Source organism: Ensifer sp. Root423, assembly GCF_001426275.1.
In the GTDB taxonomy this organism is placed as follows: Bacteria; Pseudomonadota; Alphaproteobacteria; order Rhizobiales; family Rhizobiaceae; genus Ensifer; species Ensifer adhaerens.
The window spans coordinates 77,789-100,815 of record NZ_LMEG01000016.1 but is presented as its reverse complement, the minus strand read 5'-3'; the positions used below and the strand labels follow the sequence as shown (position 1 = coordinate 100,815).

The 23,027-nt window shown below is 62.0% G+C and carries 21 protein-coding genes and 1 tRNA gene; 13 read left to right on the top strand and 9 right to left on the bottom strand.

All coding sequences use genetic code 11. The annotated features are described in order from the left end of the window. Nucleotides 1-173: 173 nt before the first annotated feature. From yajC to ASD01_RS16820, 5 genes are all read left to right on the top strand, one after another. Nucleotides 174-509 carry a preprotein translocase subunit YajC gene (yajC, locus tag ASD01_RS16840; RefSeq protein ID WP_034796611.1) on the top strand — a complete coding sequence of 112 codons (336 nt, stop codon included), beginning with the start codon at nucleotides 174-176 and terminating at the stop codon, nucleotides 507-509. A 45-nt stretch (nucleotides 510-554) separates the two neighbouring features. Continuing rightward, the gene (gene secDF, locus ASD01_RS16835; RefSeq protein ID WP_034796609.1) at nucleotides 555-3,125 is read left to right on the top strand and encodes a protein translocase subunit SecDF; all 2,571 of its coding nucleotides are present in this window, start codon (nucleotides 555-557) and stop codon (nucleotides 3,123-3,125) included. A 1-nt stretch (nucleotide 3,126) separates the two neighbouring features. Then, nucleotides 3,127-3,513 (top strand): Mth938-like domain-containing protein, encoded by a 387-nt coding sequence (locus tag ASD01_RS16830; protein WP_034796607.1) that lies wholly within the window; start codon nucleotides 3,127-3,129, stop codon nucleotides 3,511-3,513. A 20-nt stretch (nucleotides 3,514-3,533) separates the two neighbouring features. After that, the gene (locus tag ASD01_RS16825; protein WP_060644184.1) at nucleotides 3,534-4,376 is read left to right on the top strand and encodes a phytoene/squalene synthase family protein; all 843 of its coding nucleotides are present in this window, start codon (nucleotides 3,534-3,536) and stop codon (nucleotides 4,374-4,376) included. A gap of 130 nt (nucleotides 4,377-4,506) precedes the next feature. After that, the gene (locus ASD01_RS16820) at nucleotides 4,507-4,974 is read left to right on the top strand and encodes a hypothetical protein (protein WP_034796603.1); all 468 of its coding nucleotides are present in this window, start codon (nucleotides 4,507-4,509) and stop codon (nucleotides 4,972-4,974) included. An 86-nt stretch (nucleotides 4,975-5,060) separates the two neighbouring features. On the opposite strand, the gene trmFO is transcribed toward ASD01_RS16820, so the two are convergent. The 3 genes from trmFO to ASD01_RS34760 all read right to left on the bottom strand — a co-directional run bounded on the left by trmFO (nucleotide 5,061) and on the right by ASD01_RS34760 (nucleotide 7,300). Further along, nucleotides 5,061-6,479, bottom strand: coding sequence for a methylenetetrahydrofolate--tRNA-(uracil(54)-C(5))-methyltransferase (FADH(2)-oxidizing) TrmFO (trmFO, locus tag ASD01_RS16815; protein WP_034796601.1), 1,419 nt, complete (start codon nucleotides 6,477-6,479; stop codon nucleotides 5,061-5,063). A 100-nt stretch (nucleotides 6,480-6,579) separates the two neighbouring features. Beyond that, nucleotides 6,580-6,723 carry a DUF1127 domain-containing protein gene (locus ASD01_RS34765; protein ID WP_064816989.1) on the bottom strand — a complete coding sequence of 48 codons (144 nt, stop codon included), beginning with the start codon at nucleotides 6,721-6,723 and terminating at the stop codon, nucleotides 6,580-6,582. A 433-nt stretch (nucleotides 6,724-7,156) separates the two neighbouring features. Next, the gene (locus tag ASD01_RS34760) at nucleotides 7,157-7,300 is read right to left on the bottom strand and encodes a DUF1127 domain-containing protein (protein ID WP_064816990.1); all 144 of its coding nucleotides are present in this window, start codon (nucleotides 7,298-7,300) and stop codon (nucleotides 7,157-7,159) included. 932 nt (nucleotides 7,301-8,232) lie between these two features. Here ASD01_RS34760 and ASD01_RS16810 point away from each other — a divergent pair. The 4 genes from ASD01_RS16810 to tig all read left to right on the top strand — a co-directional run bounded on the left by ASD01_RS16810 (nucleotide 8,233) and on the right by tig (nucleotide 11,846). Further along, complete coding sequence (locus tag ASD01_RS16810) at nucleotides 8,233-9,342, top strand: DUF2157 domain-containing protein (protein ID WP_034796598.1); 1,110 nt, start codon at nucleotides 8,233-8,235, stop codon at nucleotides 9,340-9,342. Next, a complete protein-coding gene (locus tag ASD01_RS16805) occupies nucleotides 9,339-9,920 on the top strand; it encodes a GDYXXLXY domain-containing protein (protein ID WP_034796596.1) in 582 nt (193 codons plus the stop codon). Before ASD01_RS16810 ends, ASD01_RS16805 begins: the two co-directional genes overlap by 4 nt. Before the next feature lie 183 nt (nucleotides 9,921-10,103). After that, nucleotides 10,104-10,188, top strand: a tRNA-Leu gene (locus ASD01_RS16800). Between the two features lie 179 nt (nucleotides 10,189-10,367). After that, nucleotides 10,368-11,846, top strand: coding sequence for a trigger factor (gene tig, locus ASD01_RS16795; RefSeq protein WP_034796594.1), 1,479 nt, complete (start codon nucleotides 10,368-10,370; stop codon nucleotides 11,844-11,846). 152 nt (nucleotides 11,847-11,998) lie between these two features. Here the strand turns inward: tig and ASD01_RS16790 are convergent, their stop codons facing one another. Further along, nucleotides 11,999-12,799, bottom strand: a complete 801-nt coding sequence (locus ASD01_RS16790; RefSeq protein WP_060530026.1) for an endonuclease/exonuclease/phosphatase family protein — start codon at nucleotides 12,797-12,799, stop codon at nucleotides 11,999-12,001. A gap of 190 nt (nucleotides 12,800-12,989) precedes the next feature. Then, nucleotides 12,990-14,405, bottom strand: a complete 1,416-nt coding sequence (gene sthA, locus ASD01_RS16785; RefSeq protein WP_034796590.1) for a Si-specific NAD(P)(+) transhydrogenase — start codon at nucleotides 14,403-14,405, stop codon at nucleotides 12,990-12,992. A gap of 257 nt (nucleotides 14,406-14,662) precedes the next feature. Between sthA and ASD01_RS16780 the strand changes: the two genes are divergently transcribed. Beyond that, nucleotides 14,663-15,652, top strand: a complete 990-nt coding sequence (locus ASD01_RS16780) for a magnesium and cobalt transport protein CorA (protein WP_226020709.1) — start codon at nucleotides 14,663-14,665, stop codon at nucleotides 15,650-15,652. A 51-nt stretch (nucleotides 15,653-15,703) separates the two neighbouring features. Then, nucleotides 15,704-16,882 carry a zinc-binding metallopeptidase family protein gene (locus tag ASD01_RS16775; protein WP_034796587.1) on the top strand — a complete coding sequence of 393 codons (1,179 nt, stop codon included), beginning with the start codon at nucleotides 15,704-15,706 and terminating at the stop codon, nucleotides 16,880-16,882. An 84-nt stretch (nucleotides 16,883-16,966) separates the two neighbouring features. Here ASD01_RS16775 and radC read toward each other — a convergent pair whose 3' ends face one another. The 4 genes from radC to phaC are packed head-to-tail and all read right to left on the bottom strand — an operon-like array spanning nucleotide 16,967 to nucleotide 21,199. Continuing rightward, the gene (gene radC, locus ASD01_RS16770) at nucleotides 16,967-17,755 is read right to left on the bottom strand and encodes a RadC family protein (protein WP_034796585.1); all 789 of its coding nucleotides are present in this window, start codon (nucleotides 17,753-17,755) and stop codon (nucleotides 16,967-16,969) included. Further along, on the bottom strand, nucleotides 17,752-18,591 hold the full coding sequence (gene map, locus ASD01_RS16765) for a type I methionyl aminopeptidase (protein WP_034796583.1): 840 nt from the start codon (nucleotides 18,589-18,591) through the stop codon (nucleotides 17,752-17,754). Before map ends, radC begins: the two co-directional genes overlap by 4 nt. A gap of 30 nt (nucleotides 18,592-18,621) precedes the next feature. After that, nucleotides 18,622-19,341: a DNA/RNA nuclease SfsA gene (gene sfsA / locus ASD01_RS16760; protein ID WP_034796581.1), complete on the bottom strand. Its 720-nt coding sequence runs from the start codon at nucleotides 19,339-19,341 to the stop codon at nucleotides 18,622-18,624. Nucleotides 19,342-19,360: 19 nt separating this feature from the next. Next, nucleotides 19,361-21,199 carry a poly(3-hydroxyalkanoate) polymerase subunit PhaC gene (gene phaC, locus ASD01_RS16755; RefSeq protein ID WP_034796579.1) on the bottom strand — a complete coding sequence of 613 codons (1,839 nt, stop codon included), beginning with the start codon at nucleotides 21,197-21,199 and terminating at the stop codon, nucleotides 19,361-19,363. 109 nt (nucleotides 21,200-21,308) lie between these two features. Between phaC and ASD01_RS16750 the strand changes: the two genes are divergently transcribed. Both ASD01_RS16750 and ASD01_RS16745 read left to right on the top strand, forming a co-directional pair. Continuing rightward, complete coding sequence (locus ASD01_RS16750) at nucleotides 21,309-21,617, top strand: hypothetical protein (RefSeq protein WP_034796570.1); 309 nt, start codon at nucleotides 21,309-21,311, stop codon at nucleotides 21,615-21,617. 126 nt (nucleotides 21,618-21,743) lie between these two features. Next, a complete protein-coding gene (locus tag ASD01_RS16745) occupies nucleotides 21,744-22,961 on the top strand; it encodes an LL-diaminopimelate aminotransferase (RefSeq protein ID WP_034796568.1) in 1,218 nt (405 codons plus the stop codon). Nucleotides 22,962-23,027 lie beyond the last annotated feature (66 nt).

Sequence of the window (23,027 nt, the reverse complement as noted above, 5' to 3'; positions counted from 1 at the left end):
CGCTGGAAAAGGTCACCGAGGCCCGCGCGAGGGGTTCTCCTCTTGTGTAAATTGTGTCAGAGGCACAGGAACGGGTACGGGTGCCCGCGGCTTTGCAGAGCGGCGGGGCGTCCCTATATTCCGGCCGATTTGGCGCGGAGGAACCGCCGATATTTGAACTCAAGGAGTGATCGATGTTCATTACCGAAGCTTTTGCGCAGACTGCCGGCGCCCCTTCCGCCGGCGGCGCGGACATTCTCATGTCCATCCTGCCGTTCCTGCTGATTTTCGTCGTTATGTATTTCCTGATCATCCGTCCGCAGCGCGCTCAGATGAAGCGCCGCGAGGAACTCCTGAAGAACATCCGTCGCGGTGACCAGGTCGTGACCGGTGGCGGCATCGTCGGCAAGGTCACCAAGGTCGTTGACGACAGCGAACTCGAAGTCGAAATCGCCGATGGCGTGAAGATCCGCGTCGTCCGCAGCGGCGTGTCGGAAGTTCGCGTCAAGGGCGAGCCTGTCAAGGAATAAGGCAGGAACAGCCACCACCAGCCGAGCAACTGGAGCGTTTGAGGCATGCGCAGATTACCGCCGTTGAAACGTATCCTCGTCTGGTTGGTGGCACTTGCCGGCATCGCCTTTGCGCTGCCGAACGTTCTAAGCCGGGAAGAGGCAGCCGAACTTCCGTCTTGGCTGCCCCATCGCCAGGTGGCGCTCGGGCTCGATCTCCAGGGTGGCTCCCATTTCATGCTGCGGGCGGCGCGCAGCGACATCGTCGCTGAACGGCTCGAGACGATCGCCAACGAGGTCGGCAAATCGCTGCGCGATGCCGACATCGCCTATATCGGCCTTTCCGGCGAAGGCCAGTCGATCGCCTTCCGCGTTCGCGACCGGTCGCAACTCTCTGCCGCTCGCGAGCGGCTGAGGCCGCTGACGGCGCCCGTCGATATCGGGGGGTTCGGCTCCGAGCCGATTTCCGAGGTCGTGTTCGACAGTGCAGAACCGGATGAACTGGTTCGCCTGCGCCTCACGGACGAAGGCATCGACTACCGGCTCTCGCTGGCCGTGGCGCAGTCCATCGACGTCGTGCGCCGCCGCGTCGCCGAAGTTGGCGCCATCGAGCCGCTGATCCAGCGCCGTGGCGATGACCGGCTGATCGTGCAGGTGCCTGGCCTCGGCGATCCGCAGCGGTTGAAGGATCTGCTCAGCCAAAGGGCCAACCTGGCCCTGCGGATGCTGGATACCTCCGTGCCCGTGCAACGCGCCGTGGAGGGCCAGCCTCCGTCCGGCACGGAAGTCCTATATTCCTTCGACGACCCGCCAGTGCCCTATCTCGTCGAAAAGGCACCGCTGCTTGCAGCGGCGAATTTTGTTGCAGCCCAGCCGGAACCTGATGCTTCCGGCGAAAGCGCGTCGGTCGCCATCAAGATCGATACCGCTTCGCAGCAGCGTGTTGCCGCCCTTGCGGCGCAGCAGCCGCCAAAGGATGCAGCGATCGTTCTCGATGGACAGGTCATCGCGACGCTCAAGCTGTCGGAGGCTGTCAACAGCGACACCTTGCGCATCTCCGCAGACCTGCCGACCGAAGGTGCGACCGACCTTGCCGCTCTCGTGCGCACAGGGCCGCTCGCGACGCCCCTGACCTTCGTCGAAGAGCGAACGGTCGGCCCCGGCGTCGGTGGCGACGCCATCGCAGACGGCCTGAAGGCGGGTCTGGTTGCGGCTGTCGCAGTCGCCGCATCGATGATCTTTTTCTACGGCGTCTTCGGCGTCTTTGCGGTCATTGCGCTCGCCCTGAACATTGTCCTGATTATCGCGGCGCTTTCCCTTTCGGGCGCGACGCTGACCCTTCCGGGCATTGCCGGCATCATTCTGACGATCGGCGTGGCCGTGGATTCGAACGTGCTGATCTACGAGCGCCTGCGTGAAGAGGTTCGCGGCGCCGAGCCGCTGCGGCGCACCATCAACAACGCCTTTTCGCGTGTCTTCAGCAGCATCTTCGATGCCAACCTGACGATGCTGATTGCGAGCGCCATCCTCTTTTATCTTGGCTCCGGATCGGTGCGCGGCTTTGCCGTTACGCTTGCGATCGGTAGCGTGACGACGCTCTTCACCGCTTACACGGTCACCCGCCTGATCGTGAAGCGCTGGCTGCGCCAATGGAAGTCGGAACGCTTGCCGAAGGGTATTCGGACCGGCCGCTTCAGCGACCTGGATATCCGCTTCATGCGGATCCGCAACCCGGTCTTCATCCTGATGGCGGCGCTGTCGCTCGCCTCCGTCCTGCTGCTTGCCGGCATCGGGCTCAATCTCGGCGTCGACTTCAAGGGCGGCTCGATCATCGAGCTGCATTCCAAAGGCGGACCGGTCGATGTCGCCGATCTTCGGGCGCGCCTCGACGAGCTGAATTTCGGCGAGGTCCAGGTGCAGCAGCTCGGCTCGGGCGAGGACGTTCTGGTGCGGGTACCGTCGCAGGAGGCGGGAGACAACGCCGAGCAGACGGCCGCCGGCGTCATCCGGTCGGAACTTTCGGACGAGTATGATTTCCGCCGCGTCGAGGTGGTCGGCCCCGTCGTATCCGGCGAACTCACACGCGCCGGCACTATCGGGCTTGCTGTTTCGTTCCTGGCTATCCTGCTCTATGTGTGGCTGCGCTTCGAGTGGCGCTTCGCCGTCGGCGCGATCATTGCCACGACGCACGACGTCCTGCTGACGATCGGTTTCCTCGTGCTGACCGGCATCGAGTTCAATCTCGGCAGCATTGCCGCGGTTCTGACGATCGTCGGCTACTCGCTGAACGACACGGTCGTCATCTACGATCGCATCCGCGAAAACCTTGCACGCTACAAGCGCATGCCGTTGTCGGTGCTGATCGATACGTCGATCAACCAGACACTGTCGCGCACCATCCTGACAGCGCTGACGACCGTTCTGGCACTGACAGCGCTTTATCTCTTCGGTGGCGGCCTTATCCGCGCCTTCAGTGTTACAATGCTGTTTGGCGTTATCGTCGGAACGATCTCGTCCATTTACATCGCCGGGCCGATCCTCATCCTCTTCAGAAAGCGCACCGACCACATTCCGGGGGACGAGAACGCCTCCGGCGCGGATACGGGTGCGGCGGGCGCGGCAAAGGGTGCTGTTTGAAATGCCAAAGGGAATTGAAATTCGCGAAGCCCATTTTCCGGGACGTGCGCCCATCGATGCCTACGGCAATGGTGGCTTTCGCTTCGCAGACATGTCGCATCGTGGCTCGATCCTGATGCTGCCCTCGGGCGTCTATGCATGGGACGTCGCGGAGGGCGATGCGCTGACGGTCGAGAAGTTCTACAAGGTCGTTGATGAGGCGAAGGACATTGAGGTGCTGCTGGTCGGCACCGGCAAGGACATTCGCCCGCTGCCGGCCGATGTGAAGACAGCTTTACGCGCCGCCAACATATCGTCGGATCCCATGAGCACCGGGGCCGCTGTCCGCACCTACAATGTGATGCTGGCCGAATCGCGCGCAGTCGCCGTCGCACTGATCGCGGTCTGATCGGGCTTGGGGAAGACGACGTGCACGACAATTCTGCCCAGATTCTGGCTGACCTGCGGGACACGGACCGCGACCGCTATCTCGCCTGCCTGCTTGCGCCTGCCGACAAGCAGCCCGCGCTTGCCGCACTCTATGCCTTCAGTGGGGAGATCGCCCGCATCCGCGATCTCGTGCACGAGCCGATCCCCGGTGAGATCCGCATGCAATGGTGGCGGGACCTCATCGGCAACGACGCGTCGACCGGAGAAGGGCATCCGCTCGCTGAAGCGCTCCTTGGCTGCATTCGCGCGCATCGGCTGCCGGTCTCCGTGTTCGAGAACATGATCGATGCCCGGATCTTCGATCTCTACGACGATCCGATGGAAGACCGTTCGGCGCTCGAGGGCTATGCCGGCGAGACCGCCTCGGCGCTGATCCAGCTCTCATCCCTGGTCCTTGATCCAGAGAATGCCGCGAAATCGGCCGAAGTCGCCGGTCACGGCGGTGTCGCGCAGACGGTCGCGGGCCTCCTCATGCTGTTGCCGCTGCATTTGCGCCGTGGCCAGGTCTACCTGCCGGCCGAACTGCTGCGCGCCACCGGTCTCGATCGCGAAACGCTGATCGCCGGCCAAGACAGCGCCGCGATCAGCCAGGCGATCCGGGCCTTCGCGGGCTTCGGGCGAGATCATCTCGCCAGGGCGCGTGCGCAGATGGCAGCGATCGCGCCGTCGAATTTCCCCGCCTTCATACCGCTTGCGCTTGTCGAGCCTATCCTCAACCGCGCGGAGGCTGCGGGCGCCGGGCTTCTGCAGAAGCCCATCCGCCCGGCCCAATGGCAACGGCAATGGTGGATGTGGCGTGCGGCACGGCGCCGCCGCTTCTGATACGTCAGAGGTTCGGTCTGCTCGGGGCTTTGGCGCGGACGCACACGCCGTGACGACAAATTGGCGCAAGCCTCGCAGCGTATAGAAGCGCTTTATCGGCGTCATGCCGAGCGAAGGGGAGCGCCCGCGGATGCTTTGGTTATTGCTCATCGCCGTCATCGTCTTGGTCGGCGCATTCTACATGTGGATGAACGCCCGCGCCGAGCGGGACTGGGACAATCCCGATGCCGGCTCTGCGATGGTGGAGTTCGGGCGTGCCTTTCCGGACGAGGCGATCCGGGCGCTGCACTCGACGGCGGACCGCACGGCGATCTTCCTGCGGCTGCATGACGGCAAGGCGGGCTTCATCCAGTCGCACGGCACCCACTATGTCTGCCACGTGATCCAGCCCGGAAAGGTTCGGGTCAATAGCTCCGAGACCGGCCGCGGCCTCATCGTGCATTTCCCCGATTTTGCTTATCTCGACAACGACTTCGAGTTTCAGAGCGCCGGCGAGGCGGCCGAGGTTTCGCTCTGGCTGCTCGGCAGCTTCAGTCCGAAATCGGAGTTCGAGCAGCCCGCCGCCGAGCCGCCGCATACGGCACAGGCGACCGAGTAGCTCTCACCGCGTTCTTCCATAAGAAAAGGCCCGCTTGCATCACTGCAGGCGGGCCTTTTGTCGTGGAACAAATGCGCGTCCGCCTGTCAGGCGGACTTGCCGAGCCAGGCGGCGCAATCAGCGAGCGCGCGCGACGCCGTCGCCTGCTTCTTGGCGACTGCCTTTTCCTTACCACGGAAGCGCTTGACGCCTTCCGGCTTGGTGATCGCGCCCGGATCGAGCGGCGGGAACAGGCCGAAATTGACGTTCATCGGCTGGAAAGAGCGCTTGCCCGGTTCATCGTCGGAAACGATGTGGCCGCCGGTGATGTGGTTGAGCAATGCGCCGAAGGCGGTGGTCGCCGGCGGGGTCGCCAAAGTCTCGCCCTTGCGTTCGGCAGCGGCGAAGCGGCCAGCGAGCAGGCCAATGCTGGCGCTTTCGACATAACCTTCGCAGCCGGTGATCTGTCCGGCAAAGCGCAGGCCCGGCCGCGACTTCAGCGTCAGCGTTCCGTCGAGCAGTGTCGGCGAGTTGATGTAGGTGTTGCGGTGCAGGCCGCCGAGACGGGCGAATTCGGCATTCTCGAGGCCGGGAATCATGCGGAAGACTTCGGCCTGAGCGCCATACTTCAGCTTCGTCTGGAAGCCGACCATGTTGTAGAGCGTGCCGAGCGCATTGTCCTGGCGCAGCTGTACGACGGCATAGGGCTTGACGGTGGGGTTATGGGCATTGGTGAGGCCCATCGGCTTCATAGGCCCGTGGCGCAGCGTCTCGCGGCCGCGTTCCGCCATCACCTCGATCGGCAGGCAGCCGTCGAAATAGGGCGTGCCTTCCCATTCCTTGAAGCCGGTCTTGTCGCCGGCGATCAACGCATCGACGAAGGCATTGTACTGCTCCTCGGTCATCGGGCAGTTGATATAGTCCTTACCGGTTCCGCCGGGGCCGACCTTGTCGTAGCGCGACTGAAACCAGCAGATGTCCATGTCGATCGTCTCGGTATAGACGATCGGCGCGATGGCGTCGAAGAAGGCGAGCGCATCGGCGCCCGTTTCCGCGCGGATCGCTTCGGCAAGACCGGGTGCGGTCAGCGGGCCGGTCGCGATGACGGCGAGATCCCAATCTTTCGGCGGCAGACCGGTGACTTCTTCGCGCACCACCGTGATCAGCGGATGAGCGGCGATCGCCGCGCTGACCGCGTCGGAGAAGCCGTCACGGTCGACCGCAAGCGCACCGCCCGCAGGCACCTGGTTGGCGTCGGCGGATTTCATGATCAGCGAGCCGGCAAGGCGCATTTCCGCATGCAGCACGCCAACCGCGTTGCTGGTCGCGTCATCCGAGCGGAAGGAATTGGAACAGACGAGTTCGGCAAGGCCGTCGGTCTTGTGCGCGTCAGTGCCGCGCACGCCGCGCATCTCATGCAGGATGACCGGTACGCCGGCTTCGGCGATCTGCCAGGCGGCTTCCGATCCGGCAAGGCCGCCGCCGATGACGTGGATGGGGGAGTGGGAAGAAGTGTCTTTGCTCATGGCCGGCTTCCTATCACGGCTCGGCCTTTCGTTCCAACGCCTATAAACGAAAACGGCGCCCTGAAGGCGCCGTCTTGGAAGTCCTGGTCGTTCGTTCCGATTAACGGAAGGAACGGGCCGCAATGTTGCGGATGTCGTAACGGGTGATGCCGATGTCATTGAGAGCGTGGTTCGACAGGTTGCCGAGCTCGCTGACGGTGCGGCGGTAGTTGATCCAGCTTTTTGCGATACGAATCGGGTTCATGGTCATTTCCTCAAAATCAGGTTGTCGCGACAGCCATCTGTCTGCGTCGTTGAGGTTCTTATACGCTTGTCTAATTAGAAGGTGGAGTGCAAAGAAAATGCAGCTGCTATGCATTTGTGCAGTGCATCGCCGCATAGATGGGCACCGCTTCAAAAGGCGGCATCGATTAATGATTGATTAAAATCTTAATTGCCCGTTGATAAGCGATTGTTTTCAAAGGGACTTACGAGCCGATGCTGAGCAAGGACGCAGCGTCTGTCGATGGACGCGGTTCGGCCGCATGGGCAGTCGCAGATGGCGAAGCATCCGGTGCCTCTCGCAAGTGCGAAGGCGTCACCTGGATCGTACTCGCTGCGACAAAAGAAAACGCCCCCCGGAATGAACCGGAGGGCGTCTTACTTGGAGGTCGGTTGCGCTTGACGCGCTGCCTGAATTACTTGATCGCCTGGCGAGCAACGTACGGGATGTCGCCACGGCCGATGCCGAGGTCAGACAGTTCGCGGTCGGTCATACGGCCGAGTTCGTTGCAGGTCTGACGATACTTGCGCCAATTGTTGAAAGAACGTGCGAGGTTCATGATCCTATCCTTTCTAGGGTCGTGTGCCAGCGCTCATCTCTCTTGCTGGCCGTCATCTGATGCTCTGAAATATAATCTTTTTGAGCAGAAGTTACAGAGACAATGCTGCATCGCACCCATGCAGGCCGTGCAAGCCTCTACGCGATGGCGTGTTCGCGGCTGGCGCCTAAAACGCGCGGCGCAATCGAGTTGTCGTGGCTGGAAAGCTGCCCGAAATGTGAGGGCCAAAAACAAACAACGCCCGCTGGGGGAGGAGATCCAGCGAGCGTCGCTTTGTTCCGATCGGCAACCGGGAGGAGGAGTGTCGCCGATCCAAATCGAGGGGCGCTGGGAGGAGGAGTGCGCCGCCCCGATCGATGAGTTGAAGATAGTACGCAGGCGGGTGGAAGGGTAGCGCTGTTCCAGAATGGCACCTATGCATCCAGTGCATGGCGCGGGGCGAGCGCAGCGAATTTATGCACGAATATTGTGCAGGTGCGCAGACGCAGGCTTCTTTGTGGAGAGGAGGCTGAAAAGAATAACGCCCGCTGGGGGAGGAGGTCCAGCGAGCGTCATTAGGGGTGATTGGCAACTGGGAGGAGGAGTGTTGCCAATCTGATCGGAAGAGCGCTGGGAGGAGGAGTGCGCTCGTCCGAATTCCGTCGGTTTTACCCGGGCCTTTCTCAGCAAACTGAGGCGGCTGGCCATTTCCGCTGGCGACCGTCTGGCTTCATGCCTTCGTTCGCCTTTGATGTTTTGAATATAGGACCTTTAAATCGATTTGTGCAGTGCAATATCTGCATGGAAGATATGCGCATTGCGCAAGCCGTTCGTTCGTCCTCATCGGTTTGGTGCGCAGTCGCGAGTGAGCGATTGTGTTTCCGCGCCGATACGTGATTAGTTGGGAGCTGAACCGGACCATTTCAAGCATCGGATTCTAGGCTGGGGGCAGGATGTACCGCGCGCGTCTCGAACGAGACTTCAAGCACTGGATGGATAAGGGGCTGCTGCAGGAGAATGCAGCACGCGCAATGCTGGCCGAATATGACGGTCGCGAGTCCACGTTCCGGGCAGGGCGCGTCCTGCTCATTCTCGCCGCACTCCTGTTGTCCGCCTCAATCCTGCTGCTTGTCGCCGCCAACTGGGAGGCGCTGCCACGCCTTGCGCGGGTGGCCGGCATCGTCGCTCTGGTCTGGGGCTTTCATTTCGCCGCTGCCTGGCTGACCCAGACCGGCCGCACGACGCTTGCCGCAGCGGCCCTCGTTCTGGGGGTGGCCGCCTTTGGGGGCGGCATCGCGCTGATCGGGCAGATGTATCACCTGTCGGGTGACGCGGCCGATGCCGCGTTGCTGTGGTTTGCCGGCGCCGTCCTCACTGCCCTGGCATTTCGCTCAGCAGCAATGACCGCAGTTGCGGGTGGGCTTGCCTGGTTCTATTTCGGAACGGTGCTGCAGGACAATGGGTTCGGCGCCACGCCGGACTGGCGCGTGTGGTCCGTTCCGGCGCTCGCGGTGATCGTCGTTCTGCTGGTGCGCTTCACGGCCGCCGACCGGGCCCGTCATCTCGCCTATCTGCTGGTCCTGTCGTGGCTGGCCTGGCTTTACCTCGACAACGCGTCGCTTGCCTTTGCAGGTGGCCTTGCGGCGTTCGGCCTCGTGGCCTTTCTGGCGGCGACGCTGCCAGGCTCTCCGCTTCGCGCCCTGGCGGTCGATGCCGGTTCGGCACCCGCTTTCTATTCCTTCGCGCTCGCCTTGCTCGGTTTTACCGCTCTTCAATTCGAAGCCGTCGGAGTGACAACGGAGGTCGCGACCGGGGCGGGCACGCTGCTGGTGGCCCTCCTTGGGATCGCGCTTGCCGGGGCGCAGAACGGCGCCGTGCGCTATCTCGGCTACGTCGCCTTTGCCGGTGAGCTTCTCTATCTCGCCTTCGAAACCCTCGGCTCCATGCTCGGCACCTCCGGTTTCTTCCTGATCTCCGGATTGGTGGTTGCCGGCATCGCCTGGCTCGTCATCCGCATCGAGGGGCACTTGGCGAATGCGCGCGGGACGGAGGCGCCACGATGACCACCGCAAAGACCCGTTGGTTGAACCCATTGCTGGCGGCCCTGCTGGTTGCGGGCGTACAGACGGCGGCACTTGGCTATATGATCGAGAGCAGGGCCTCGATCCTCAGAAGCGGCCGTGACGTGCTGTTGAAGACCGTGCCTGTCGATCCCCGCGATCTGCTTCGGGGCGACTACGTGATCTTGAGCTACGACATTTCAAGGCTCCAGCCGGAATTGTTCAAGGGCGATACACCGAAGCAGTCGGAAGAGGCTAAGGTCTACGTTCGGCTGGAAAGGCAGCTCGACGGCTTTTGGGCGGCGACCGAAGCGTCCTTCGCGCCGCTTAGCCCTGCCGGCGACAGCGTCGTCCTTCGCTCTCTGCCATTTACCTACTATCCCTCGTCTGCGCTCTCGTCCGTCAATGTAGAATACGGGATCGAGCGTTTCTATGTGCCGGAAGGCGAGGGGCGGACGCTGGAGGAGGCGCGCAACGCCGAGGCGCTCTCCGTCAATATCCGCGTGGACGCCAAGGGAAAGGCCCAGATCCGCGAGATCGCAGTCAATGGCAGCCCGGTCTACGAGGAGCCTCTCTATTGAGGCACGCCGTGCCAACCGGCTTGGTCGTGGAATTCCCGCATTTTCCCTTTGATCCCGCGAAAACGAGTGATATAGAGACGCCGCGCTCGGGAAAGCCCTGAACTTTCAGCATGCCCATTCTATCCGCGGTATTCCGCTGGTTGGTCTTGCGGGAATACGGTCAGGCGGTGCGATTGTCTGAACGCGGGTATGGTGAAATTGGTAGACACGCCAGATTTAGGTTCTGGTGCCGTAAGGCGTGGGAGTTCAAGTCTCTCTACCCGCACCAGATCAGCGATCGCGCCCAAAGTCCGGATTCTGCGAGGATGAGGGGGGCTGGAGTGCCATTTTGCTTGCAAAACGGTTGCAGAACTGCGTAAAGCCACTCCCGGCAAATGGATCGGCTCACGTGCTCGCCAGACCTTTCGAAGGGGAAGAGCACAGTCAACGTGAAATGAAGGTTTGAACATGCAGGTTATCGAAACGCTCGCTCAAGGGCTGAAGCGCGAACTCAAGGTCGTTATCCCGGCCAAGGACATGGAAGCTCGGATGAACGAGCGTCTGGCCGAAGTGAAGGACCGTGTGAAGATCAACGGCTTCCGTCCCGGCAAGGTGCCGGTTGCGCATCTGAAGAAGGTCTACGGCAAGTCGATCATGGCTGACCTGGTCAACGAGATCGTTCGCGACAAGCCGACCGAGATCCTGTCGGGCCGTGGCGAAAAGTCGGCCACCCAGCCGGAAATCGCGATGACCGAGGACGAGGCCGAAGCCGACAAGATCCTCAACGCTCAGGCCGACCTCGAGTTCACCGTTGCCTACGAAATCATCCCGGCGATCGAACTCAAGGACGTCAGCGGCATCAAGGTGACCCGCGAAGTCGTCGAGATCGCTGAAGACGAAGTCAACGAGCAGATCCTGAAGATCGCCGAAAGCGCCCGCAGCTACGAATCGAAGAAGGGCAAGGCCGCCAACGGCGACCGCGTCACCATCGATTACCTCGGCAAGGTCGACGGCGTCGCCTTCGACGGCGGCAAGGACGAGGACGCTGAGCTGGTTCTCGGTTCCAACCGTTTCATCCCGGGCTTCGAAGAGCAGCTCGTTGGCCTGAAGGCTGGCGACGAGAAGGTCATCACCGTGACTTTCCCGGCTGAATACCCGGCTGCAAACCTTGCTGGCAAGGAAGCCACCTTCGACATCACCGTCAAGGACGTGGCTGGCGCCCAGGACATCGAAATCAACGACGAACTGGCCACCAAGCTCGGCCTCGAATCGGCTGACAAGCTGAAGGAAATCGTCCGCGGCCAGATCGAAAGCCAGTACGGCAACCTGACCCGTCAGAAGGTCAAGCGTCAGATCCTCGACCAGCTCGACGAACTCTACCAGTTCGAAACGCCGGAGCGCCTCGTCGAGGCCGAATTCGAAAACATCTGGCGCCAGATCAACACCGACCTGCAGCAGGCCGGCAAGACCTTCGCTGACGAAGAAACCACCGAAGAAGAAGCCCGCGCTGAATACCGCAAGCTCGCTGAGCGTCGCGTTCGCCTCGGCCTCGTTCTCTCGGAAATCGGTGAAAAGGCCGGCGTTCAGGTCAGCGACGACGAACTGCAGCGTTCGCTGTTCGAACAGCTCCGCCAGTTCCCGGGCCAGGAGAAGCAGATCCTCGACTACTTCAAGAACACCCCCGGCGCTGCTGCTTCGCTGCGCGCTCCGCTGTTCGAAGAAAAGGTCGTCGACCACCTGCTCGGCGAAATCTCGGTAACCGACAAGACGGTTTCCAAGGAAGAGCTGACGGCTGACGACGAAGAGACTGAAGGCAAGGCTGCCAAGAAGGCTCCGGCCAAGAAGAAGGCCGCCGCCAAGGCTGAAGCCACGGAAGGCGAAGAAGCCGCTGCTCCGAAGAAGAAGGCTCCGGCCAAGAAGAAGGCCGCTGACGACAGCGCCGAGTAATCGGATCGAAGCCTTAGGAATCGAAAGGCCCTGCCGCTTGCGGCAGGGCCTTTTTCGTTGCGGGAGGCGAGCTCTTCGTCCAGCGCTGGCCGAGAGCATGCTGCTTGATTCAGCCAGAGCGGACTTCGTGGCTCAGTGAAACCCGCGGCGCGCTAAGCGTCGAGGAGGAGGGCGCGATGGTCGGAGACTTCGGGCTCTGCGACGACATCGAAGCGAGCGACGCTGACTGCACCGTTTGCCAGCATGTAATCGGCAAAGCGGCCGCTCTTTAGATAGTGCGACGTGCGCGTGTCCGTGTGGCCGCGGGAAACGACGAGGTCGACGAGCCCCAACTGGCCGAGCGTCTGAAACGTTTGGCTGTCGGGGAGCACATTGAAATCACCGCACACGACAAGCCGCTCGTCTCCGGGCCAGACCTGGTGGACGAGACCTACCAGCGCCTCCGCCTGCGCGCGGCGTGCTGGACTGTCGTTCTTGCCGCCGACCTCCCGCAGGCCGTGCATCTGCGCGATGGTGATGGGAGTGCCGGCGTCGTGATCGAACAGGCGAATGCAATGGGCGTTGCGCGCACGCGGATGCGGCCCCCAGCTGTCGGGCGAAAAACTGCCATGCACAAAACCGAGGGCCTGGCCGATGACGGAATAGCCCCGCCGAACGAATGTTGCCAGACCGAATTCCGATGCCACGGGCGTGTCTCCAGAAAAGAGCGTCCCTCGCGCGGTCGGGCAGAAGAATCCATCATGTCCCGGTAGTACTGCGGCGATCTCGTCGAAGAGGTTGGCGCGTTGCGGCAGTTCCACATCCGCATCGCGATAGCTCAGCCATTCGGCCTCGGTCGTCGGTGATCGTGCGACCTCCTGCAGGCACAGGACATCGGCGTCGACATCGGCGAGATATTTCATCAAGGGCGAATGGAGCTTGCCGCCCCAGGCATTGAGCGAAAGGATGCGCATGGTGTTCGGCTCTCTTGATCGGGAGAGGTGAAGCTAGCCGATTCGCCGGCGTCCTGCGCACTTCGGATGCGGTCTGCGGGATGGCAAACCCGGAGAGATCGGTTCGGCAACGCGGAACCAAAATCGTTGCCCTCCAGGCACGTGGCCGCCGCCGTCAGCGTTGACGGCGGTCAGCTCTGTCGCTGGATGCTTACGCTTTCGGCGCTTCCTGCTTGATCTCGCCCATACGGTTCCAGGCGTCGAGGCCGGCGATCTTGTAGGCCTCGGCCAGCGTCGGGTAGTTGAAGGTGTTTTCGACGAAGTACTCGACCGTGCCCTTGAGGTTCAGCACGGCCTGGCCGATATGCACTAGTTCTGTCGCGCCTTCGCCGATGATATGCACGCCGAGCAGGCGGCGGGTCTTCAGCGAGAAGATCATCTTCAACAGGCCGGAATCGAGCCCCATGATGTGGCCGCGCGAGGTCTCGCGGAAGCGGGCGATGCCGCATTCGTAGGGGATGCCGCGTTCCTTGACCTCTTCTTCCGAGAGACCGCAGGTGGAGATCTCAGGCACGGCGTAGATGCCGTAGGGGAAGTATTTCTGCGGCTCCATCGCGATCGCGCCGATGGCGACCCGGGCGGCGATGCGCCCCTGTTCCATCGAGGTTGAGGCGAGGCTCGGGAAGCCGACGACGTCGCCGGCGGCATAGATGTTGGGCACGGAGGTCTGGAACGTCTCGGGATTGACCTTGAGGCGCCCTCGGTTGTCGGCTTCGAGCCCGGCTGCGGGCAGGTTCAGCGTATCGGTGGCGCCCATGCGGCCCGCGGCAAAGAGCACCATGTCGGTTGTGATCTTGCGGCCGTTGTCGAGCGTCAGCAGCACCTTACCATCGTCGAGCCGCTCCACCGTGTCGGCCTTCTGCCCGAGGTGCAGTTTCATGTTGCGGTCGCGCAACTGGTAGATGAAGTCTTCGACGATTTCCTTGTCGATGAAATCGAGCATCGTCGTCTTCGGATCGATCACCGTCACCTGGGTGTCGAGCGCGCTGAAGATCGTCGCGTATTCGATGCCGACGACGCCGGCGCCGATCACCACCATGGAGCGCGGCAGGGTCTCGATATCGAGCAGTTCATCGCTGTCGAGCACAGTCTTGCCGTCGAACGGCATGTAATCCGGGCGGAAGGGCTTGGTACCGACGGCAAGCATGATGCTGGTGCCGGACACGAGCATGGTCTCGCCGTCGTCCTTGACGACTTCGAGCGTGGTCGGATTGACGAAGCTGGCTTTCCCGCGCATCTGCTGCACGCGGTTGCGCGCGAACTGATGTTCGAGAACCTCGACTTCATGATTGAGGGTGATGATCAGCCGCTGCCGGAGGTCATCGGCGCTGATCTCCTGCTTGACGCGATAGGAGCGCCCGTAAAAGCCGCGCTCGCGCCAGCCCGAAAGATTGAGCGCCGTTTCGCGCAGCGTCTTGGAGGGAATCGTACCGGTGTGAACCGAAACGCCGCCAACGCGTTTTCCCTGTTCGATGACGAGGACCTTCTTGCCGAGCTTGGCTGCCTGGATGGCGCCGCGGCGGCCGGCAGGTCCGCTTCCGACAACGATGAGATCGAACTGGTTCATAGGCGTTTCCGTTAGAAGGTGGAATCGTTGTGCGTTGCGAAAACTCTCGCTCGCAAGCCTCTATACCGTCAATGGCACGGTTTGATGAAGTGGTTTTCATAGCCGAAACAGTCGGATGAGAATATATAAGGGAGCGCGCGTATGCTTGGCTTCGTTACGACATGCGGAGCCCGTCGGTGTCGTATTTGCCTGGGAGGCTGACGATGGGATTGGAGCTGACGAACAGGGCTTTGCCACAGTCTGGCGCTGAGGGCGTCATGCCGCATTCGCAGCCGCAGCCGGGCGTCGTAGCGGCCGCGGTCTACGAGAACGGCGTGCGCGTCCGCGATATCCGCATCGAAGACGCAGGCAAGTGGCGCGATCGCCCGGGCACAGTGATCTGGATCGGCCTGCATGAGCCCGATGCCGAACTCTTGCGGCAGATCCAGCAGGAATTCGATCTGCATGACCTGGCGATCGAGGACGCCTGCAAGGCGCACCAGCGGCCGAAACTGGAGATCTATGGCGACTCGATCTTCGTCGTCGCCCGCACCGCGCATATGGTTGGCGACGAGATCGCCTTCGGCGAGACGCATCTGTTCGTTGGGCGCGGTTACGTCATCTCGGTCCGGCACGGCGCGTCGACCTCCTACATGGCCGTGCGCCAACGCTGCGAAGCATCTCCTGCAGCCTTGGCCCACGGCGAAAACTACATCCTCTATTCGATCCTCGATTTCATCGTCGACAACTACATGCCGGTGATCGAGGCGATCCACGAAGAGGTCGAGGAACTGGAAGACCGGCTGCTGCGCGAGCGGCTGGTCAAGGGCGACATCGAACGCCTCTATCTGCTGCGGCGCAATCTCTTGCGCCTGCGAAACGCGGTCGTGCCGCTGGTCGACGTCTGCCGACGGCATGAGCACATCGATCTACCGGGCATGGATGCAGCACTGCAGCCGCTCTTCCGCGACGTTACGGACCACGTGCGCCGCGTTCAGGAGGATATCGACGCTTTGCGTGAGGTTCTTGCCTTCACCTTCGAGGCGAGCCTGATGGTCGGTCAATCCGAGCAGACGGAAATCTCGCGCAAGCTCGCGTCCTGGGCCGCGATCCTCGCGGTGCCAACGGCGATCGCCGGCATTTACGGCATGAACTTCGACGACATGCCGGAACTGAAGTTCCGCTACGGCTACTTCGTCGTCCTGGCAGTGATCATCGGTCTTTGCGGCACGCTCTACCGGTTCTTCCGCCGCGCGAAATGGCTTTAGGCCGGAGCACTGACCGGCAGACCTTACCAATTCCCGAACTCGGAGGATGTGGTGGCAACCCTTCTGCAAACGCTCGGCGACCTGATCGGTACGAACTGGAAACACCGCGACGTACCCAAGCGGTACTCGCGCACCTTTGTGTGTCGCTGTGGCAGTCACGTGTTTTTCGGCAACATGTTTTGTAACAGCTGCCAGGCGCCACTCGGATATCTGCCAGGTGAAGATGCGCTGCTGCCGCTCGACCCCGGCCCACAGCCAGGTATCTGGGCCGCAGGCGAGGAACGGCCGTTGCTGAAGTATTGCGGCAACCGTGACACGCCGGCGCAGTGCAACTGGATGCTGATGGCCAGCGAGCCGGGGGAACTTTGCATCGCCTGCCGGCTGAACCGGACAATTCCGAATCTCGATCGCGAGGACAATGCCAGCTACTGGGGTCTGCTTGAGGTGGCGAAGCGACGGCTCGTGTCGCAGTTGCTGGCACTCGGCTTGCCCGTGAAGTCCAAGGTCGACGAGGACGAGAAACACGGTCTGATGTTCGATTTCCTGCGTTCGCCACCGAACGGGCCGCGCGTGCTGACCGGGCATGCCGACGGTTTGATTACGGTCAACATCGAGGAGGCGGATTCGGTCCAGCGTGAGAAGATGCGGCTCGAATTCTACGAGCCCTATCGGACGCTGCTGGGCCATCTTCGACATGAGGTCGGTCACTACTACTGGAACCGGCTCGTTTTCAACGGACCCTGGCTGGAGCCGTTTCGCACGCTGTTCGGCGATGAGCGGGCCGATTACGCGGCGGCATTGAAGGCGAACTATGACAATGGCGCACCCCCAGACTGGGCCGATCGGTACATCAGTTCCTATGCTTCCACACATCCCTGGGAAGACTGGGCCGAAACTTGGGCGCATTACCTGCATATGATCGATAGCCTGGGCACGGCACTCGGCTTTGGGCTCGATGCAGAGGATCTTGAAGCGATTGTCGAGCCATTCGAGCGCGACGCCTTGTATGCGCCCGACGACACCGGCGCCGACGGGTTTCTGTCGCTGTTGAACTCCTGGATCGAAATGACGATGGTGCTTAACGAGTTGGCGCGCAGCATGGGCCAGCCGGACTTCTACCCCTTCGTAATGTCGAAACCGTCAGTGGCGAAACTGCAGTTCGTGCATATGGTCGTCGAGGCTTCACGCTCGGCGGGGACGGAGTCTGTCGAAGCCGGCTTTTTGGGGTAAACGCCTTCGCCACTGTTTGCGGCAGGGCGGCGTCACCACCGGGCTGCTACCTCCGCCGCGCGAAACGGCTGGGTGCCAGCGCGCTCAGAACAGCCGCAGCCCTTTCAGGCTCACGTGGCCGTCCTTGCCGATGATGATGTGGTCGTGCACGGCGATCCCCAGCGGTTTCGCCGTTTCGACGATCAGCTTCGTCATGTCGATATCGGCGCGCGACGGGGTCGGATCGCCGGATGGATGGTTGTGGACCAGGATGATCGCGGTGGCCGAGAGTTCCAGCGCGCGCTTGACCACTTCACGCGGGTAGACCGGCGTGTGGTCGATCGTACCTTTCTGCTGCACCTCGTCGGCAATCAGCGTGTTGCGCTTGTCGAGGAACAGGATGCGGAACTGTTCCTTCGTCTCGTAGGCCATCGCCGCGTGGCAATAGTCGATGACGGCGCTCCAGGACGAGAGAAGCTGCTTCTGGCGAAGTTCGCTCTTCAGCGTGCGGTGACCAATTGTGGAGATCAGCTTGAGGTCGAGGGCGACGGCCTCGCCGATACCGCTCACCTCCTGCAACAGCGCGATCGGGGCGCCGAAGACACCGGCGAGCGTGCCGAAGCGCGCGAGCAGAGCCTTGGCGATCGGCTTGGTATCCTTGCGTGGGATCAGCCGAAACAGCAACATTTCCAGGATTTCGTAGTCGGCGAGTGCGGCATCGCCGCTTTCGCGGTAGCGCGCCCTGAGGCGATCGCGATGACCGTGATAGTGCGCCTCGAGTGCCGGCGCCTTCTTGGCGGCCGGCGAGTTATCTAACTGCAATTGCGGAAAAAACGTCCTCTCGTCCGCCGATGGCACAAAATCGCCGTCAGGGGAGATCGAGCGTTTCGTCATGCGGCGCCGAGCGTGCTGACGCCGGGCTTGAACAGCCCGGCGGGCGAAAGCGTGAAGATCTCGCAGCCATCGGCGGTGACGCCGACCGTGTGCTCGTATTGCGCCGACAGCGACCGGTCGCGGGTCACGGCGGTCCAGCCGTCCGAGAGCACCTTCACATGCGGGCGGCCGAGATTGATCATCGGCTCGATGGTGAAGATCATGCCCTCGCGCAGTTCCGGCCCTTCATTGGCGCGGCCGTAGTGCAGGATGTTCGGCGCGTCGTGGAAGAGCTTGCCGACGCCGTGGCCGCAGAAATCGCGCACGACGGAGCAGCGCTCCGCTTCGGCATAGACCTGGATCGCTTCACCGATGGCGCCGGTGCGGGCGCCGGGGCGCACGGCGGCTATGCCGCGCATCAGGCTCTCGTGGGTGACGTCGAGCAGTCGCTCGGCCGCGCGCTTGATCTCGCCGACCGGATACATCCGGCTCGAATCGCCATGCCAGCCATCGACGACGTAGGTGACGTCGATGTTGACGATATCGCCCTCGCGCAGCGGCTTGTCGTTCGGGATGCCGTGGCAGACGACGTGGTTGATCGAGGTGCAGGACGATTTCGTGTAGCCGCGATAGTTGAGCGTCGCCGGCAGCGCGCCATTGTCCATGCCGAACTCGAAGACGAACCGGTCGATCTCGTCGGTGGTGACGCCCGGCTGTACCCGCGAGACGAGCTCGTCCAGACAACGCGCAGTCACCTGGCAGGCCTTTCGCATGCCCTCGAAACCTTCCGGTCCATAGAGCCGGATTACGCCGGTGTTCTTGTAGGGCGCAGACCCTGCCTCGATGTAAGTCACCATTCCAAAGCTTTCAGTTGTTCCAGTCGGATTTCATAGAGCAGCGAGGGCCGCTTCGTCCACTGTCATCAATCCAGTTGGGCGGATTTGCGTTGGCGAAACCTGACATTTGACCGCATAGGCCTCAACCCCACGTGACATCGCGCGGTCGAATGCGCGCGCATAGGCGGGATCGAACTCGCGGCAGATCCTCAACCGGTCACAATCGTCGCGCTGCACGAGATAGATCATCACCGCGCGGTGACCGGCCTCAACCATATCACCGAGTTCGTCGAGATGTTTCGCCCCCCGCGTGGTCGGACTGTCAGGAAATTCGGAAAGACCGGGCGAGCGGCTGAAATGCACGTTCTTGACCTCGACATAGGCACGGCCGCGCTCGGGATCGCTGAGGAGAATGTCGATGCGCGAGTTGCGTCCGTATTTCTGCTCGCGTGCACTATGCTCATAGGTATGCAGGTCGGAAACGAGCCCCAGCCGGATGGCTTCTTCCGCAAGCCGGTTGGGCAGGCCGGTATTGATGCCGACCATCGTTCCGTCGGCTTCGACGATTTCCAGCATCTGGCGGTACTTCCGCGTCGGGCTGTCGTGTTCTGACATCCAGATGCGTGAACCGGGTGTCGTCAGCCCGCGCATCGATCCCGTGTTGGGGCAGGATCCGGTCATGGCCGTGCCATCAGGCAACAGGGCGTCGAAGAGAAAGCGCTTGTAGCGCTGCACAAGGGTTGCGGTCGTCAGCGGAGGATCGAAGATCAAGGCAGGTCCTGCGAATGATTCAGGCGCGGGCGCGTACGTAGGAGCCCGGCGCTTCCTCGAGCGAGTTCAGCGGACCGCCCGGCTTGCGGGGCGCAACGCGTCGCTTGTCGAGTTTCTCGATCCATTGGTGCCAATGCGGCCACCAGGATCCCGGTGTTTCCTTGGCGGCCTTGAACCAATCGTCGAAGTCACCCGTGGGGGCGCCTCCGGTCCAGAACTGATACTTGCCCTTGTCCGGCGGATTGACGACGCCAGCAATGTGGCCCGAACCCGAGAGAACATAGGTGACCTTGCCGCCGAACGAAGCGCTGCCGAGAAATACAGAGCGCGGCGGGGCGATGTGGTCTTCCTTGGTCGCGAGATTGTAGATCGGGATCTTCACGTCGCCGAGCGATACCTGCTTGCCGGCAAGAACCATCTCGCCCTTCGAAAGCTTGTTATCGAGGTAGCAGTTGCGCAGATAGAAGGAATGGTTGGCGGCCGGCATCCGCGTCGAATCGGAGTTCCAGTAGAGCAGGTCGAAGGGCAGGGGTTCCTGGCCCTTGAGGTAGTTGTTGACGAAGTAGGGCCAGATCAGCTCCGAGGCGCGCAGCATGTTGAAGGCGGTCGCCATCTTCGAGCCGTCGAGATAGCCGGTCACGCTCATGTTCTGTTCGATCTGGCTTATCTGGTCCTCGTCGACGAAGACCTTGAGGTCGCCAGCGTGAGTGAAATCGACCTGCGTCGTGAACAGTGTCGCCGAGCGGATGCGATCGTCGCCCTCGGCCGCATGCAATGCGAGCGTCGCGGCAAGCAGGGTGCCGCCGACGCAATAGCCGATGGCGTTGACTTCCCGCTCACCGGTGGCCTGCTCGACGATATCGAGCGCAAAGCCGATGCCTTCGCGGGCATAGGCTTCCCAGTCCTTGGTCGCGTGCCGTTCGTCCGGGTTCACCCAGGAGATGACGAAGACCGTGTGTCCCTGATCGACCGCCCATTTGATGAAGGATTTCTGCGGGTTGAGATCGAGCACGTAGAATTTGTTGATCCAGGGCGGGCAGATCAGCAACGGCCGCTTCAGCACGGTTTCCGTCGTCGCCTCATATTGCAGCACCTGGCAGACGTCGCTCTGGGCGATGACCTTGCCCGGCGTCATCGCGATATTCTCGCCGATCGCAAACTTGCTGGTGTCCGTCTGCCGGAGCTTGAGGTCGCCGCGACCGGCGGCGATGTCCTCGGCAAACATCTGCATGCCCTTGACCAGATTGGCGCCGCTTGAGGCAACCGTCTCGCGGTAGAGCTGCGGATTGGTGGTGACGAAGTTGGTCGGAGACAGCGCGCTGGAAACCTGGCGAACGTAGAAAGCAGCCTTGTGTTTCGTGTGGTCGTCGAGCCCCTCGGCGTCCTCGACCATGCGCTCGGCCCAGTCCGACGTTACGAAATAGGCCTGGCGAATGAAGTCGAAGAACGGGTTCTTCACCCAGTCCTCGTCGGTAAATCTCTTGTCGTTGCGCTGGAGGGCGGCCGGCTCCGCCGTCTCTTCGCCGGACATCCGGTGCAGCGTGCGCGACCAGATCTCGAAGAAGCTGCCCATCAGGTGAGTCTGCGCTTCGAGCGTGCGGCGCGGATCGGAAAGCCAGTACTCCGAGACCTTGGACAGCGTCTTAACCATGTCGGTGACGGGTTCGGCGAAGGTATCGGACTTCTGGCCCGATTCCCGCGGCGCCAGCCAGGCGGAAGCCGCTTTGCCAAGCTGTTCCATGGCGCGGGCGAGGTTGACTGCGAGGCTTTCCGGATCCTTGACGATATAAGGTTCGACGGATTTGGGATCGAAGCCTGCGTAGCCGTCCTTGCCTTCCGCATTCCTCTCTGCTGTCACCCGGCGTCCTCCACAGCATCTTGTTTGTTTTGTATTTTTACATTCTGCCCGAAAATGATTACAAGGGCTAGCGCATCGTCGCGCCATCAAAATAGAGGTCGTCTCCAGTATGCTTGCCGTCGGAAAACAGCGTTCCATCACCTGGGTTGCCGGGATCGTTCTGCTAGGCACGCTTGCAGGCTGCAACAGCCAGGGGACCAACTTCGAGAACTATCCGTCGGTTTACGGCCAGAAGCCGGCCGCAACGTCGCAGATGACCAACGATGAAGCTGCAAGCATGCAGGCGCGCCTGAGCTCTCTCGGCGCTGCACGCAAGTCCGGCGCGATCTCCGAAGCCGAGTATCAGCGTCGCCTGAAAGAAATGCGCGCGCTGGCCGAACAGCACGGCGCCGACGCGCTGAAAGAGATCCAGAATTAGCGCTTGCCTTTCCGGTGATTTGGACGCAAAGCGTTCAATGGCCGCATGGACGGCCGTTCACCACAGCGCACGGTTTCGCAAAGGCTTGAGCCGCTGGCGGGAGCGTGCGCCAAACGAGGTTTGGAGATGGAAGAGTTTCACAAAGTCCGGCGTTTGCCGCCCTATGTTTTCGAACAGGTCAACCGTTTGAAAGCAAGCGCGCGAGCGGCCGGTGCTGACATCATCGACCTCGGCATGGGCAATCCGGATCTACCCACACCACAGTCGATTGTCGACAAGCTCTGCGAGGCCGTTCAGGACCCGCGCACGCATCGTTATTCGTCGTCGAAGGGCATTCCCGGGCTGCGTCGTGCCCAGGCCGCCTATTACGCCCGCCGCTTCGGCGTCAAGCTCAACCCGGATACCCAGGTCGTCGCTACCCTTGGCTCCAAGGAAGGCTTCGCCAACATGGCGCAGGCGATCACCGCACCTGGCGACGTCATTCTGTGCCCGAACCCCACCTATCCGATCCACGCCTTCGGCTTCCTGATGGCCGGCGGCGTCATCCGCTCGATCTCGGTCGAGCCGGACGAAACCTTCTTCGGACCGCTGGAACGCGCCGTTCGCCATTCAATCCCCAAGCCACTGGCGCTGATCCTCAACTATCCGTCGAACCCGACGGCGCAGGTTGCGACGCTCGACTTCTATAAGGACGTGATCGCGTTTGCGAAAAAGCACGACATCATCGTGCTTTCGGACCTTGCCTATTCGGAGATCTACTTCAACGACGCGCCGCCGCCGTCGGTGCTGGAAGTTCCGGGCGCGATCGACTGCACGGTCGAGTTCACCTCGATGTCGAAGACCTTCTCAATGCCGGGCTGGCGCATGGGCTTTGCCGTCGGCAACGAGCGGCTGATCGCAGCCCTGACACGCGTGAAATCCTACCTCGACTATGGCGCCTTCACGCCGATCCAGGTGGCCGCCACCCAGGCGCTGAACGGCGACGGCAGCGACATCGCCGAAGTGCGCAATATCTACAAGCGCCGCCGCGACGTCATGGTCGACAGCTTCGGCAAGGCCGGCTTCGAAGTGCCGCCGCCGGCAGCGACGATGTTTGCCTGGGCAAAGATCCCGGAGAAGTTCCGTCATCTGGGCTCGCTCGAATTCTCCAAGCTCCTCGTCGAGAAGGCGGATGTCGCGGTCGCTCCGGGCATCGGCTTCGGCGAACAGGGCGACGACTATGTGCGCCTCGCTCTCGTCGAGAACGAGCACCGCATCCGCCAGGCGGCGCGCAACATCAAGAAATTCCTGTCGACCGCCGACGAGACGATGCACAACGTCATCTCGCTCAACGCTCATAGGTAAGAAGTCGGGAGGCGTGCTTGACGCGCGCCTCCTTCCACACTGGCCCCGCTGTTCTCGCGGCGCGCC

Coding starts and splice junctions, on each gene's coding strand:
- yajC (WP_034796611.1), top strand. CDS start 174: ATGTTCATTACCGAAGCTTTTGCGCAGACTGCCGGCGCCCCTTCCGCC.
- secDF (WP_034796609.1), top strand. CDS start 555: ATGCGCAGATTACCGCCGTTGAAACGTATCCTCGTCTGGTTGGTGGCA.
- ASD01_RS16830 (WP_034796607.1), top strand. CDS start 3,127: ATGCCAAAGGGAATTGAAATTCGCGAAGCCCATTTTCCGGGACGTGCG.
- ASD01_RS16820 (WP_034796603.1), top strand. CDS start 4,507: ATGCTTTGGTTATTGCTCATCGCCGTCATCGTCTTGGTCGGCGCATTC.
- trmFO (WP_034796601.1), bottom strand. CDS start 6,479: ATGAGCAAAGACACTTCTTCCCACTCCCCCATCCACGTCATCGGCGGC.
- ASD01_RS34765 (WP_064816989.1), bottom strand. CDS start 6,723: ATGAACCCGATTCGTATCGCAAAAAGCTGGATCAACTACCGCCGCACC.
- ASD01_RS34760 (WP_064816990.1), bottom strand. CDS start 7,300: ATGAACCTCGCACGTTCTTTCAACAATTGGCGCAAGTATCGTCAGACC.
- ASD01_RS16810 (WP_034796598.1), top strand. CDS start 8,233: ATGTACCGCGCGCGTCTCGAACGAGACTTCAAGCACTGGATGGATAAG.
- ASD01_RS16805 (WP_034796596.1), top strand. CDS start 9,339: ATGACCACCGCAAAGACCCGTTGGTTGAACCCATTGCTGGCGGCCCTG.
- tig (WP_034796594.1), top strand. CDS start 10,368: ATGCAGGTTATCGAAACGCTCGCTCAAGGGCTGAAGCGCGAACTCAAG.
- ASD01_RS16790 (WP_060530026.1), bottom strand. CDS start 12,799: ATGCGCATCCTTTCGCTCAATGCCTGGGGCGGCAAGCTCCATTCGCCC.
- sthA (WP_034796590.1), bottom strand. CDS start 14,405: ATGAACCAGTTCGATCTCATCGTTGTCGGAAGCGGACCTGCCGGCCGC.
- ASD01_RS16780 (WP_226020709.1), top strand. CDS start 14,663: ATGCCGCATTCGCAGCCGCAGCCGGGCGTCGTAGCGGCCGCGGTCTAC.
- radC (WP_034796585.1), bottom strand. CDS start 17,755: ATGACGAAACGCTCGATCTCCCCTGACGGCGATTTTGTGCCATCGGCG.
- map (WP_034796583.1), bottom strand. CDS start 18,591: ATGGTGACTTACATCGAGGCAGGGTCTGCGCCCTACAAGAACACCGGC.
- ASD01_RS16750 (WP_034796570.1), top strand. CDS start 21,309: ATGCTTGCCGTCGGAAAACAGCGTTCCATCACCTGGGTTGCCGGGATC.
- ASD01_RS16745 (WP_034796568.1), top strand. CDS start 21,744: ATGGAAGAGTTTCACAAAGTCCGGCGTTTGCCGCCCTATGTTTTCGAA.